The sequence below is a fragment of the Haloferula helveola genome, assembly GCF_037076345.1.
Lineage (GTDB): Bacteria > Verrucomicrobiota > Verrucomicrobiia > Verrucomicrobiales > Akkermansiaceae > Haloferula > Haloferula helveola.
The window spans coordinates 2709391-2723290 of sequence record NZ_AP024702.1 but is presented as its reverse complement, the minus strand read 5'-3'; the positions used below and the strand labels follow the sequence as shown (position 1 = coordinate 2723290).

General features: G+C 66.5%; 6 protein-coding genes. 5 read left to right on the top strand and 1 reads right to left on the bottom strand.

From position 1 onward, the window contains the following. Nucleotides 1-16: 16 nt before the first annotated feature. Nucleotides 17-1429, bottom strand: a complete 1413-nt coding sequence (locus HAHE_RS09950; protein WP_338690654.1) for an SLC13 family permease — start codon at nucleotides 1427-1429, stop codon at nucleotides 17-19. Between the two features lie 359 nt (nucleotides 1430-1788). Between HAHE_RS09950 and HAHE_RS09945 the strand changes: the two genes are divergently transcribed. The 5 genes from HAHE_RS09945 to HAHE_RS09925 all read left to right on the top strand — a co-directional run bounded on the left by HAHE_RS09945 (nucleotide 1789) and on the right by HAHE_RS09925 (nucleotide 13870). After that, complete coding sequence (locus HAHE_RS09945; protein WP_338690652.1) at nucleotides 1789-5001, top strand: choice-of-anchor Q domain-containing protein; 3213 nt, start codon at nucleotides 1789-1791, stop codon at nucleotides 4999-5001. Nucleotides 5002-5747: 746 nt separating this feature from the next. Continuing rightward, nucleotides 5748-9530 carry a DUF1800 family protein gene (locus HAHE_RS09940; protein WP_338690650.1) on the top strand — a complete coding sequence of 1261 codons (3783 nt, stop codon included), beginning with the start codon at nucleotides 5748-5750 and terminating at the stop codon, nucleotides 9528-9530. 38 nt (nucleotides 9531-9568) lie between these two features. Continuing rightward, nucleotides 9569-11182, top strand: a complete 1614-nt coding sequence (locus HAHE_RS09935) for a DUF1501 domain-containing protein (protein ID WP_338690648.1) — start codon at nucleotides 9569-9571, stop codon at nucleotides 11180-11182. 71 nt (nucleotides 11183-11253) lie between these two features. Beyond that, nucleotides 11254-11805 (top strand): hypothetical protein, encoded by a 552-nt coding sequence (locus HAHE_RS09930; protein ID WP_338690646.1) that lies wholly within the window; start codon nucleotides 11254-11256, stop codon nucleotides 11803-11805. Continuing rightward, nucleotides 11789-13870 carry a peroxiredoxin family protein gene (locus HAHE_RS09925; RefSeq protein ID WP_338690644.1) on the top strand — a complete coding sequence of 694 codons (2082 nt, stop codon included), beginning with the start codon at nucleotides 11789-11791 and terminating at the stop codon, nucleotides 13868-13870. Before HAHE_RS09930 ends, HAHE_RS09925 begins: the two co-directional genes overlap by 17 nt. The last annotated feature ends 30 nt before the right edge of the window (nucleotides 13871-13900 follow it).

The following is a 13900-nucleotide window of genomic DNA, read 5'->3' as shown; positions in this document are numbered from 1 at the left end:
CACTTACGCTGAACACTCAGCGCGACATTAGCCAGCAGTAGAGGGCGATCACCACCGCGCCGATGAGGTTGAGCACGAGGCCCTCCCGGACCATGCGTTGGACGGTGAGGTGACCGGTGCCGAAGATGACGGCATTCGGTGCCGTGGCGACCGGCAGCATGAAGGCGCAGCTGGCGCTGAGGGCGGCCGGGAGCATCAGCAGCTTGGGGTCGAGGCCGTTGGCAACCGCCGCCGACCCGAGGATGGGCATCATGAGGATGGTGCTGGCGGTGTTGCTCGTCAGTTCGGTGAGGAAGGTCATGACCAGGCAGACCACGGCCACCAGCAGCAAGGGTGGCAGGTTGGAGAGATTCTTGAGAGAGCCGGCGGCGATCTCGCTGAGGCCTGACTCGCGGATCCCTTCGGCGAGGCAGATGCCGCCGGCGAAGAGAATCAGGATGCCCCAAGGCACCTCCTTGGCGGTGTCCCAATCGAGCAGCCGGCCCTCGGCGCCGGGGCGGCCGGTGCCATCGGGAATGAGGAACATCATCAGGGTTCCAACGAAGGCGACCGAAGCGTCGTTAGCTCCCGGCAGGCCGAGCCACTCGCTCCATCCGCCGAAGGGTTCGGCCCGGGTCATCCAGGCGAGGGCGGTGAGCCCGAAGACGATCAGGGTACGGATCTCGGCCGGCCGCCAGGGTCCGGTTTCGGGGAGCTCGACGGCGTCGGCTTTCCGCTGGTGCCGGGCGAGCCAGAGCCAGGTCAGCGGCACCATGATGACCACCACCGGCAAGCCGAAGGCCATCCATTGGCCGAAGGTCATGACGGTGCCGGTGAAGACCGCATACTGCTCGATGAAGACGAGGTTCGGCGGGGTTCCGATGGGCGAGCCGAGTCCCCCGAGGCTGGCGGCGTAGGCGATGCCCAGCATCAGCGGCGCGGCCATCGGGTTGACGCCGTCGGTCTTCTTTCCGGCCTCCAGCACCGCCATGGCGATCGGCAGCAGCATCAGGGTGGTGGCGGTATTGGAGATCCACATGCTCAGCACCGAGGCGGCGAGCATGAAGCCGAGCAGCAGGCTTCTCCCGCCGCCGCCGCCGCAGAGTCGCACCATCCCGAGCGCGAGCCGGCGGTGGACGCCGCTGCGCTCCATCCCCTTCGAGAGGAAGAAGCCGCCGAGCAGCAGCAAGATGAGAGGGTGGCCGTAGCTCTGGGCCACGGCGGTCTTGGCGGAAAGCACGCCGAAAAGCGGGAGCAGGGTGATGGGCACCAGCGAGGCTGCCGGGATCGGGACCGCCTCGAGCATCCACCAGACCGCCGTGACGATCGCGATGCCGAGCGTGATCGACGCATCGCGCGGCATTCCGCCGAGGTCGGCCAGCCAACCGGCGGCGACCCCCAGCACCGGTGCCCACCAGCGGGCGTGTTCGCGGATGGCCTGCTGGTTCATGTCGACAACTCCATCGCGCCCAGCATGGGTCGCCGGGCGACAGGAGGCGACACCCAATCCACCGGGCGTTCCGGTGGCCGTCGGAGGGGTCCGTCCCGAATGTCGCTGCCTGACTGGCGGTTGCGGTCGGGCGCCGTCGCTTGAGCAAAGGGACTTTCGACCTTGGACCTTTTGACCTTCAGCCGCCCTTTCGAACGAGTCGTCTCCGCTTGGAAAGACCGCACGAACGGCGTGCCATTCAGGACGGCCCCCTCGTCACTCAGCGCCTTCCGTCATGGCCTGCGGCCTGCTTCATCCGTTGCCGAACCCTCGCTCGCCCTTGCGGACGGACTCCCTTCCCGCCAAGGTCTTACTTACCCATGAAGAGCTTCCCCCCTCTGCGCACGCTCGCGCTTTTCCTCACCGCCTCCCTTCCGCTTGCCGGCGAAATCATCGGGGTGGAGACCTTCGCCTACCAGGACGGACCGCTGGCGGGTTCCGACGGCGGCACCTTCTGGGACTACGCCAACAACACCCCCACCCCGACCCACACCGGCACCGCCTCGGCCTGGCAGGACGTCGGCAGCAACCCCCCGGTCGTCGGCCGTCAACTTGTCACCAACAACTCCTCAGTCCTCCGCGACTACAACGGTGCCAGCACCGCCGACGGGGCGGTGAATGACCCCCTCAGCTCGCCCAGCTCGGACGCCAACGTCGTCTACTTCCGCGCCAGCGTCACCACCGGCGACACCCTGCCCACCTTCTTCGGGATTTCCTCGTTCGACTTCGGGGTGGAGCGCGTCTTCTTCGGGAAGCGCTTCAACCAGCCCAACTTCGGCCTGCAGGACCTCTTCACCGTGACCGACTCGGCGGTCCCGGTAGCCACCAACACCCGCTACACGCTGGTCGCCAAGATCGACTACGTCGGGAACCAGATCTCGATGTGGGTCGACCCCGACCTCAATGCCTCCGAGCCGGCCCCCCTCGTTGCCCAGGCCTTCCCCGAGACGAACTGGAGCACCGGCCTGCGCCTCGCCAGCGGCGGCGGCGCCGTCAGCTGGGACAACGTGGTGGTCGCCACGTCCTGGGAGGATCTCGGCACGGTGGTCACCACCACCGACGACGAGAACGACGGCTCGCTGGCCGGCGCCGAGGTGTCCCTCCGCGAGGCGGTCCTCCATTCGCCCGACGGCGCGCTCATCACCTTCGACACGGGCCTCAGCGGGCAACACCTTGACGTAAATACCGGGGAGATCACCAAGAGCTCGGGCACCCTCACCATCGACGCCTCCGAGCTGCCGCAGGGTGTGACGATCGACGCGCACCGGGCCAACCGGATCTTTTTCCTCTCCGGCACCGCCGACCTGCGCATCGAGGCGCTCCACCTGACCGGCGGGACCACCAATAGTGTCGGGGGGGGCGTTTTTGTGGGGACCACTGCGTCCGTGCGGCTGTCCCGCTGCACCCTTTCGCACCATGCCGCGGCCGACGGCGGGGCGCTCTGGGTCCAGAATTCCGCGACCTGCGAGCTCAAGGCCTGCACCATTTATGGAAATCGCTCCACTGGATCGTCTGGCACGGGCGGGCTGGTTGCCATCGCCGATTCCACCCTGCGCCTCGACTCCTGCACCATCACCGGCAACACGGGCACCGGCTCTGGAGGGGGGCTCTATTTCCAAAGCTCCGTTCCCCTGCTCCTCCACAACAGCGTCCTCGCCGGAAACACCGATCCATCGTTCGGCGACATCGCCCGGGTGAGCGGCACCATCACCCCCACCGGCACCAACTTCATCGGCAACAACAGCAGCGTCTCGGCCACCTTCCCGGCCGGCCCGCTGGTCGGCACCCCCGCCGCGCCCAAGGACCCGCTGCTCAGCGCCCCGGCCTGGTTCGGCGGGCCGACCAAGACGGTGCACCCGCTGGAAGACTCCCCGCTGATCGACGCCACCAGCTCCACCGACCCGGGCGTCGACCAGCGCGGCTTCCCCCACCTCGTCGGCGGCACGCGCGACATCGGCGCGGTGGAGGCCGGCCCGGTCGTGACCGTCACCACCAACTTCGACGAGGACGACGGCTTCCCCGGCGGCGGGGCCGGGGTCTCGCTGCGCGAGGCCATCGCCGCGGCCGACCAACCCGGCCACCGCATCCTCTTCTCCAGCACCCGCTTCCCGAACCGCATCGCCCTCGCCCTCGGCCAGCTCGAGATCCCTTCCCACCCCGGGCTCTTCCTCGACGCCTCGGCCCGCTCCGGTGGCGTCCTCCTCGACGGGCTCTCGTCCTTCACCGGCGTCACCCCCACCCGTCACTTCGACCTCGGGACCGGGGCCACGGTGGTCCTGCAGAACCTCAGCCTCGGCAATGGCCAATCCCCGGACGGGGTGGAGGATGGCACTTTCGATGACTACAGAGGGGGCGACGGAGGATCGATCCGGTCCGCCGGCTCGCTCTCCCTGCTCTCGTGCCTGCTCTTCAACAATCGGGGCGGCAACGGAGGATACGTGGACCTCGGCGGGGGAATCCTCGTAGGTGTTGGTGGCCGGGGCGGAGCCATCTCAAACGGCGAGAACGGACGCCTGCGCCTCCACGACTGCCTCGTGGAGGAGAACAGGCCCGGCCGTAAGGGCGGCACGGAGCCGCTGGAGCAGCGCGTCCTTGATAGAGGAGGCGCGATATTCAGCTTTATCGATTGTGACGTGGAGCTCTCCTTCTCGACCTTCGCCCGCAACCGGGCGGGGGATGGCGGCGCGGTCAGCACGCGCTTTGCTCGAGGCGTCACCGTCGACCACTGCACTTTCTCCGCAAACGAGGCCACCTCAATCGGCGGTGCCCTGTTCCTCAATGGACCCCAACCGGTCACCGTCACCCACAGCACCTTCACTGACAACCTCGCCGGATCGGGAACCGGCGGCGGCATCAGCAACAGCTTCGCCACCTTAACCCTCGAGAACACCATCAACGCCGGGAACCTGCCGGGGAACCTCGAGGAAGTCGGCGCCACCGCCACCCTCCTCGGCACCAACCTCACCTCCGGCGACCCGATGCTCGCCCCCCTCGCCATCCGCGGCGACGGCTTGCCGGTCCACCTCCCACTTCCCGGCTCCCCGGCGATCGACGCCGCCACCACCAGCACGGCCTTCACCGACCAGCGCGGTTTCCCCCGCGACGCCGCACCCGACATCGGCGCCGCCGAATCCCAGGGACTCGACGACCTCGCCCTCTACTGGGACGAGGACTGGGACTTCGATGGCAACCCCTTCGGCGTCGAGCACTCCACCGGCACCGATCCCTTCACCTTCGACCGTGACGACCCCGCCGCCCTCGCCTTCAGCCTCAACGCCCCGCTCTTCAGCCTCAGCAACAGCATCCATCCGGACGCCGCGCCCTACATCCGCGTCCACCTCCGCCGCTCCACCGACCTCGTCGATTTCAGCGAGATCATCCTCACCCACGACGGTCCCAGCGGCACCAACACCTTCGTCGCCCCCGGCTACATCGATTCCTTTTCCCCCGCCACCGGCGAGCTCTCCGTGGTCGGCTCCGCCAATTCCCCGAGGGCCTTCTTCCGGCTCGAGGCGGAACTGCTCAACCCTTGAGGGTGACCGGAGACGACGGGTGAAACCTGTCGGATGTCGAAGAGGTCCGCCCGGAATTTCACTGCTTGAATGGCGGTTGCGGTCAGTAGGTCGCAAAGTCGAAAGTCCGAGCACGCTGACCGTTGCGGTCGTGCGCCGACGCTTGAGCAAAGGGACTTTGGACCCATTGACCTTCTGCCGTCTTTGCATCCAAGTCGCCTCCTCTCGAAGACACGCCTTAGACCGCTTGCCAAAAGTCCTTGCCGAAACGGGTTCGTTCTTTGGTTAGAAGGATAGCCGCTTCGCGGATCGGTTCTTGGGGTTCCGGCCTGCGGGAGCTAATCCCAGCGTTGCTCGTCGGTTGTGGATCTCGATCCACGCCCTCCTCGCGCCTTGGCCTTGGCTCCCCCAGGCTCGGCCGTTTCGGCAACTACTTTTGGCAAACGGTCTAGGAAGCACCGTTCAGGACCAACCCCTTTCACGGGAGATGCGGCGGGGATGGAGAGCATGGTGGCCGTCCCGCTGTGGCTCCGCTCGCCTGCCCCCCTTTGATCTGGCCGATTTCCGGGGCTCGAAGGTCCTTCGGGGCCCCGGAATTGCCGGGAAGCCCGCAGCGTCAGAATACCTTGGCACACCCGCCCGGAAAGCTATGCTCTCGCCGAATGGTCTCTTGCCCCAAAAAACCCGAGTCCCTCATTTGCCGCCCGAGGCACGGGCGGTTCTTGCCGAAGCGCCTGCCTCGGACGCGGGGCAGGACGTTCGCTCGCTTGGCGACATTGGTTGGTGTTCTCGCCACGCCAGCCGCCTCGGCAGACCCGCGCATCGGGGTGCACTACCAACTCAACGGGAGCTCCCTGGAGGCGCGTGGTCTCGGCAAGGGAACCCTGCAGGGCTTCGGTGCGGACCCTTTCGTGCCGGGCAGGATCGGATCGAAAGCGCTCCGCTTCAGTTCCGTCGGGCAGGCCGTCGCGCTTCCGTCGTTTTACTCCAATGGAGGCCATCGGGACGTTTCGGTGAGCGTGTGGGTCAAAACCGTGGTCGGCACGGACCAGGTGATCGTGTCGTATGACACCGACAAGTTTTGGCAGCTCGGGATCGACGGCCCCGTGGCCGGTCCCGGGCAGATCGGCTTCAGCGTGCAAACGAATGCCGGGCTCAGGGAGCTCGCCTCGACCACGCCGGTCAACGACGGGCTGTGGCACCATGTCCTCGCCGTGTTCAACGGCTACGGGGAATCGATGCAGATCTTCATCGACGGGACGCTCGATGCGGATCTGGCTGTCCCCGGTTCGACCAGCTTCGGCACCGGCGAGAAGCGCTTCGGCTACCTCGGCGTCGGGTCGAAAGCCCCCGAGCTCGGCGGCGAGACCGGCCCGCACCAGTGGTTTCGGGGAGACCTTGATGACGTCCGCGTTTACTCGTCCGCCATTACCCCGGCGCAGGTGAACGCCATTTTCACCGAGGATCCCTCGCCGGCGGCTGACGCGACCCGCGCCCCGGCCGATACCGACGCGGATGGCATCGCCAACGAGTGGGAAGTACTGCACGGGCTCGACCCCAACAACCCCGCCGATGCTGATACCCAGACGCCTGATGCGGAGGGCGCTGCCATCGGCGCAACTTACCTCCAGCAATACCGTGCAGGGGCCGATCCCAGCGTCGACAACGACTACACCCCTCCCTCGCCCATGCCCGTCGTCGGGGTGGAGGTGGTGACCGCCGACGCCTACGAACTCGAGGGCACCGTCGGTGTCTTCCGCATCACCGCCACCGGGGGCAGCGGGCCGGCCGTCCCGGTCTTCTTCACCCTCGGCACCAGCAGCGATCCCGGCGAGGGGCACTCCGATCCGTCCGACTACGAGGTCACCGACGCCGCGGATAATCCGCTTGAGGGCTTCATCATGCTCAATCCGGCCGGGGGCAGCGCCGACGTGCGCATCCATCCCGTTCAGGACACCACTGCGGAATACCCGGAGGTCGTCGAGCTCACCATCGATAGCAGCAGCGACTATGTCCGGGGAGGCCTCTCAAGCGGGCGCTGCCTGATCATGGATGCCACGGACATCCCGGAAAACGTCACCACCTTCAAGGCGGTCTTCACTCCGGAACGCGGCGCGGCCACGACCGCCTCCGGCTTCGCGACCCTCACCATCAACGGCCCCAAGACCGAAGCCTCGTTCTATTCGACCTACGGTGGGCTCAGCTCGACCCAGACCAACCAGCACATCCACCACGTCGCGGAGTCGGCGCCCGGTGTTCCGAACTTCAACGCGGGCGGCCCGGTCATCGAGCCGCTGAGCATGACCGATCCGCATGACGGCGTTGCCGCGCCGCTCCACACATGGACGATCCGCGACACCGGCGGCTACAGTGCGCAGGACCTCGTCGACTCGCTCTTTCGACAGAACGGCCTCAGCCTCTACTGCAACGTCCACACACTGAATAACGGCGGGGGCGAAATCTGGGGATTCCTCGAGGAGTTCACCGGCGCCGTCGCCCTCAGCGCCGAAGAGACCGCGGCCTACGAATCGGCCGCCGGAGCCGCCTCCTTGCCCGCCGGCGCAGCCCTCCTGCGCGACGTGGCCCGCTTCCTCACCCAGACGACGTGGGGGCCGCGCATGGCGGACATCAACGCGCTCTACACCGAGATCACCACCAACCCGGTGTACGACAAGGGCGACGGGACCTACGACCAGCTCGCCGCCTACCAGCAGTGGATGACCGACCAGCTCGCTCTCGATCAGACGCGCCTCTATGATTATGTCTGGGCGCTTGATGAGTACGAGTTCCACGGGCACCGCTTCGCCCGGACCGGCGGGGAGGACGGCGAGGGGGCGACGAGGCGCCTCAATCCCGTGCAGGGATACGAACCCCAGGCAACCAACTTCGAGGGAAGCATGTGGACCCTCTTTTGCTACTCCCACGACCAGTTCCGTCAGCGGATCGCGCTCGCCTTCAGCGAAATCTGGGTCATCTCCCGCCTGGAGGGGACCGTGAATTCCCGCCACTACGGGGCCGCCAGCTACTGGGACGCCCTCGCCGACCATGCCGACGGCGAATGGCGCGACCTCATCGAGTACGTCTCGAAGTCGCCCATGATGGGCCAGTACCTCAGCCACCTCAAGAACCAGACCATCAAGGACACCGGGGGCAACATCCTCGTCTTCCCTGACGAGAACTACGCCCGGGAAATCCAGCAGCTGTTCTCGATCGGCCTCCTGGAACTCCTTCCGGACGGCCGCGTGAGGCTCGGTGGCGACGGCCAGCCGATCCAGACCTACACCAACACCGACATCGAGAACCTCGCCCGCGTCTTCACCGGCTGGAGCTTCAGCCAGTATGAGACCAACTCCGGTGACGTCGTCAACAACACCAACTTCAACCAGGGAAGCGGGAACCGCTACCTGCCCCAGCTCCAGTGGACGAGCCCCATGAAGTGCTTCGACGCGAGCATCGGGCAGAACCGCCACGACACCGACGAGAAGGTCTACCTCGGCCAGACCTTCCCCGCCGGACAGAACGGCCAGCAGGATCTCGACCAGGCGCTCGACCTCCTGATGGCCCACCCGAACACGGCACCCTTCCTGTCGAGCCTCCTGATCAAGCGCTTCACGACCTCGAATCCGAGCCCGGCCTATGTCTATCGCGTGGCCAACGTCTTCAACGGCGGCACCAACCACCAGTCCGGGTCCGGCATGGTCGATGCCGGCGGCACCTTTGGCGACATGGAGAAGGTGATTCGCGCCATCATCCTCGACCCCGAGGTCCGGGACCTTGAGATTGCCGACAATCGCATCGATGCGGGCAAGTCGAAGGAGCCGGCCCTCGTGGTGGCCCATGCCATCCGCGCCCTGAATGCCCAATCGCGCATCCCCCTGGAGATTCTCACGCGCCTTGAATCCGGACCGGATTACACCGTCAACCCGGGCTCCGGCAACCTCATCCCCCTCCCGGTCACCGGCGAGGACGGGGCATGGCCCGCGCAAGACTACCCGTCCGACCAGTTCGACAATTTCCCGCCGGACGCCAGCATCATCCACTTCACGTCCCGCACCCCGACCTTCGGCCAGTCCCCGATGTCGGCCCCTTCGGTCTTCAACTTCTTCCTGCCGGATTACTCACCGGGCGGGGGTCTCGGCATTGCCGGTCTCTCCGCCCCCGAGTTGCAGCTCGCCACCGAGACCCAGGTCGTCGATGCCGTCAACTACACCGAGAACCTCGTGCATACCCCCGGCTACATTGATGCCACCGGTCTCGAAGGCTTCGCCAACGCGGACGACTATGTCCGGGCCGATTTCTCCGAATACGTCGCGGCCTACAACGGAGCCAGCGGAACGGTCGTCGACAAGGCAGAGGCGCTCGTCGATTACCTCGACCTCGTCTTCGCCGCCGGGGCGCTCAAGGCCGACTACGGGTCTGATCCCTCCCCGGAAAACCCGCGGCAGTACGTCATCAACACCGTCCTCAACACCAACGAGGGGACCCTCGAGAAGGTCAAGAATGCCCTCTACCTCATCGTCCACTCTCCGGCCGGACTGAGCCAGCGATAGGCTTCCGTCCCCAGAAGAATCCACCATCTTACCCATCCATGCCCTACAAGACATCCAAGCCCACCGACAAGGGGATCGATCGCCGGACCTTCATGTCGAGGTCCGCCTGCGGCGCCATGGGGATCACCGCCCTCGTCAACTCGCTGGCCCACCTGCGCCTCATCCAGGCCGCCATGGCCTCCGGCGAGCCGGTCGGCGGCAACGACTACAAGGCTCTCGTCGTGGTCTTCCTCTTCGGCGGGAATGACAGCAACAACATGCTCATTCCCACCATCAACCATCCCCAGCGCGCCGACTACGACGCCGGCCGGGCCGTGCTGTCCATTTCCGATGGCAACCTGGCCAAACTGCAGGGGTGGGACGAAACCGGCGCGCCGGTCGCGCCGGGGGCGGAACAATACGGGGTCCATCCGAACTTCGGCGCCAACTCCGGCACCAACAACAACCCCGGCCCGCAGGCGCTCTACAACGCCGGCGAACTGGGCTTCGTGGCCAACGTCGGCACCCTCGTCGAGCCGTTCCACACCGACATCAACACCTTCGAGGCGGAGGCCCTCCCGAACTTCCAAAGCGGCAACTTCGCCAAGCCCCCGCAGCTTTACTCGCACAGCGACCAGCAGGTGCAGATGCAGAGTTCCGTGCCGGACCAGCCCTACCAGACCGGGTGGGGGGGGCGTGCCGCCGACCTTCTCAACGCCTCCTACAACGCCGGCGGAAACGTCTCCATGAACATCGCCCTCAACGGGGTCAACAAGCTCCAGGTCGGGACCGCGGGCGGTGTGTCGCAGTACATCGTGACCTCCAACGGCGCCAGCAGCCTGAGTGGCTTCGGCACCAACTACTCAAGTGCCGCCACCCTCAACCCCGACGGCAGCGTGGCGAGCTACAAGCCGAACAGTGCCGGGAAACGGCTCGAGGGCTTCGACAAGATCATGCGCCACACCCACGACAACCTGCTCGAGCAGGGCTACAACGAGGTCATGCAGCGGTCCCGCGACAATGAGGTGTTCATCAACACCGCCCTCCTCGAGGCGGCCAACAGCGGGGTCGACTTCAACGCGATCTTCGACGGCGAGGACCACGACCTCGGCAACGAGCTCAAGATGGTCGCCCAGTTGATCGCCGGCCGGAACTGCTTCGGCAACCAGCGCCAGATCTTCTTCGTCAGCACCGACGGTTACGACAACCACCAGAACATGCTCACCGCCCATGGGAACCGCATGTCGGACCTCGGCGGGGCGCTCGCCGCCTTCAACGAGGCCATGCACCAACTCGGGGTGCACGACAACGTGCTCACCCTTTCCCAGTCGGACTTCACCCGGACCTTCACGCCCAACCGGACCGACCCGGCCACGGCCGGCTCCGACCACGGCTACGGCGGCCACCAGATCGTGATGGGCGGCCCGGTCCAGGGTGGACGCGTCTACGGGCGCTTCCCGACGTTCAAGATCGGGAACGTGGCCGGCAGCATCGACACATCCGGCACGCGGGGCCGCTGGATCCCGTCGACTTCCACCGACCAATACCTCGCCGTCGCCGCCGACTGGTTCGGGATCGCGCGCGGTTCGAGCGAGATGGAGACGATCTTCCCGAACCTCGGCCGCTTCGACGACCCGTGGACCGGCGCCAGCAACCTGTTCTACACGGCTTGAGCCCCGGTCCACGTTTTGATGACCCGTTCTCTCGACTTCAGGTCGGACAGCGGTAGCGTTTCCCACTCTCGATGAAGCGCCGGACCATGATCTTGGTTGGGGTGGCCACCGTGGTGGTCGCGGTGATCGCCGTGCGCCCATGGGACCATGAACAACCGGGGACTGAGGTCGGCGACGAACGTGACACCTCGTCCGGGGTGACCGACAGGCCGCAGGCGGGATCCCGTCCGGTATCGACGGTGAAGAAGCAGCCGGTTCCTCCCAAGGAACCGGTCGAGCTTCCGGAAATGATCGCCCTTGCCGATCGACTCAACGAGAAGAACCGCTCGGCTCAGGATGACCTGCAGGTCGTGGAGGAGTTGATCCGGTCCTACCTGCGCTACGTCGGAACCGTTCCGGAAGGCGGGCTGAACGAGGAGATTGTCGACGGCCTGCGCGGCAACAACCCGATGAAGCTGATCTTTGTCGGGAAAGACCACCCGAAGATCAACGAGGCCGGCGAGCTGCTTGATCGCTTCGGTCACCCCTACTATTTCCACCCCGTTTCGCGGTCCGAGATCGAGATCCGCTCGGCGGGTTCGGACGGACTGCTCTGGAGCGATGACGATGTGCTCTTTGAATAGCTGGCTGGTCGTTGCCGGGTTCGTCCTCACGGGACCCCTTGCGCCCGCGCAACAGGCCGCACCGCCGGACAATAACGCTTGGAAGGGACGCCTCTACTGCATGGCGGCCTGGGCGCGGAGCGCCAATCCGGAAGAACCCCGCAGCGTGCAAGAGGCCTTCCTTGGCGCCCCGTCGCTCCTGCCGCGCGAGATCGAAGGTCTGGAGCCGCTGACGTTTCCGGTCGATTCCGCCTCCGACGAGGCCCGCCGCTGGTTCGGACAGGGGCTGGCGTGCCTTCACCTGCTGTGGAACGAGGAAGCCGAGCGCGCCTTCCGGGCGGTTGTCGCCGCCGATCCCGACTGCGCCATGGGTTACTGGGGGCTCGCCATGGTGAACGTCGACCGCCCCGGTCGCGGTGCTTACTTCGCCCGAATGGCGGCCGGCAAGCTCCGCCCGCAGTCCTCCGCGACGGTGCGCACGTGGGTCGAAGCGGTGCAGCGATACTACGCGGACCCGGCTGCGGACCCGGTCCCCCGCCACCAACGATTTGCCTCCGACCTCGAGGATCTCGCCATCGCCGAGCCGAACAACGTCGAGGCGAAGGCGATCTTCCTCCGTCAGCTCGTCCTCAACGCCTACCGGGGCGGCCTCGAACTCCGCAGCCCGTGGGCGGCCGACCGCCTCGCGGCCGAGATCACGGCCGCCGTCCCCGGGCACCCGGCCCGGAGCCATCGGTTGCTCCTGTGGATGAACAGCAAACCCAACTACCTCGCCGACCAGGGACTCCTCGACCCGGGCCGACTGCCGCCGGAGGCGGTCGTTTCGCAATGGCGCTTCCTCGCCGAAGCCCAGGGCGCCGCCGGCCGTTGGGAAGCCAGCGCCGAGTCCATGGTCCGCTCGGTCGATGCCGGCATCCGCCACCGCAAGGGCTGGTTCGACCAGCCGCTGCTCGTGCCCGGATTCGACGAAAACGTGGAGGTTCTCGCCGGGACCCTGAGCCTTCTCGGACGGGTCGAAGAGGCCCTCAGCCTCGCCCGGGCCATGGTCGCCCAGCCCCTGCCGTCCACCGTCGTCGGCACGGTGGACACCGACCCGTTCAACAGCTCGGCTTACGCCCGGGGGTTGCGCTCCTACGCCCGCATCTGCATTGAGCATGGACTGCAGGAGAGGCTGTCCCGCTACGCCACCGACCTGCCCGTCCAACAGGTCCCGGGTGATTCCGAGACGGTCCTCCGCGGCGAGATCGAGGCGCTGGCCGCCGGCAAGCCGGCCGGTGACATCGCATGGCTTTCGCCGGAAGCGCGCCTAGCTGGCATGGTCGCCGCCGGCGAGTCCGCCGCCGCCGAACTGCTCGCCAGCCTCCCGGATGAACGGTGCCGAGCCTTCCTACCGCGCGCCCTCAAGATCCTTCACCACGTCGAGGCCGGCCGAACGAAGGAGGCGATGCAGGCCTTCGACAACTCCTTCCGCGCTGCGGCGGGTGCCGCCGACTCGCCATGGCTCCGCTCGGATGGGTTCGTGAAGCTCGCCCAGTTGAGGCGAGTGACCGGCGATTGGCCACTCGCCCCCACCCCGGCGGCCAACCGCCTTGCGAAGTCCGTTGAGGGCGTCCGGAAAGATTATCTCTCCGGATTCCCCGGGGCCCCCGGGTTCGTTCTCCCCGACGGCACCGGTAGTGAGACCAGCCTCGCCGCATTCCGCGGTCGGCCGGTCCTCGTCATCTTCTTCCTCGGAGCCGGCTGCCTCCAGTGCGTCGAGCAACTGCATGCCTTCCTGCCACTCGGGCCTCGGTTCGAGGAAGCCGGCATCCCGATCGTCGCGATCAGCTCCGACCCGGTCGAGGTGCTCGAGTTCACCATTCGCGAAGAACGCCGCGGCCAGAAACCCATCCCGTTCACCATCCTCTCCGATTCCGAACTCGAGGTGTTTCGCGACTACCTCGTCTACAACGAGTTCGAAAAACGCCCCGTTCACGGAACCTTCCTTCTCGATGCCGAGGGACACGTCCGTTGGTGGACCACCGACAACCAGCCCTTCATGGACCCACTCTGGCTCCTCCGCGAGTCCAGCCGGATTCTCGACTGACCTCGCGAGCTGCAAGCCAGCACGGGTGAG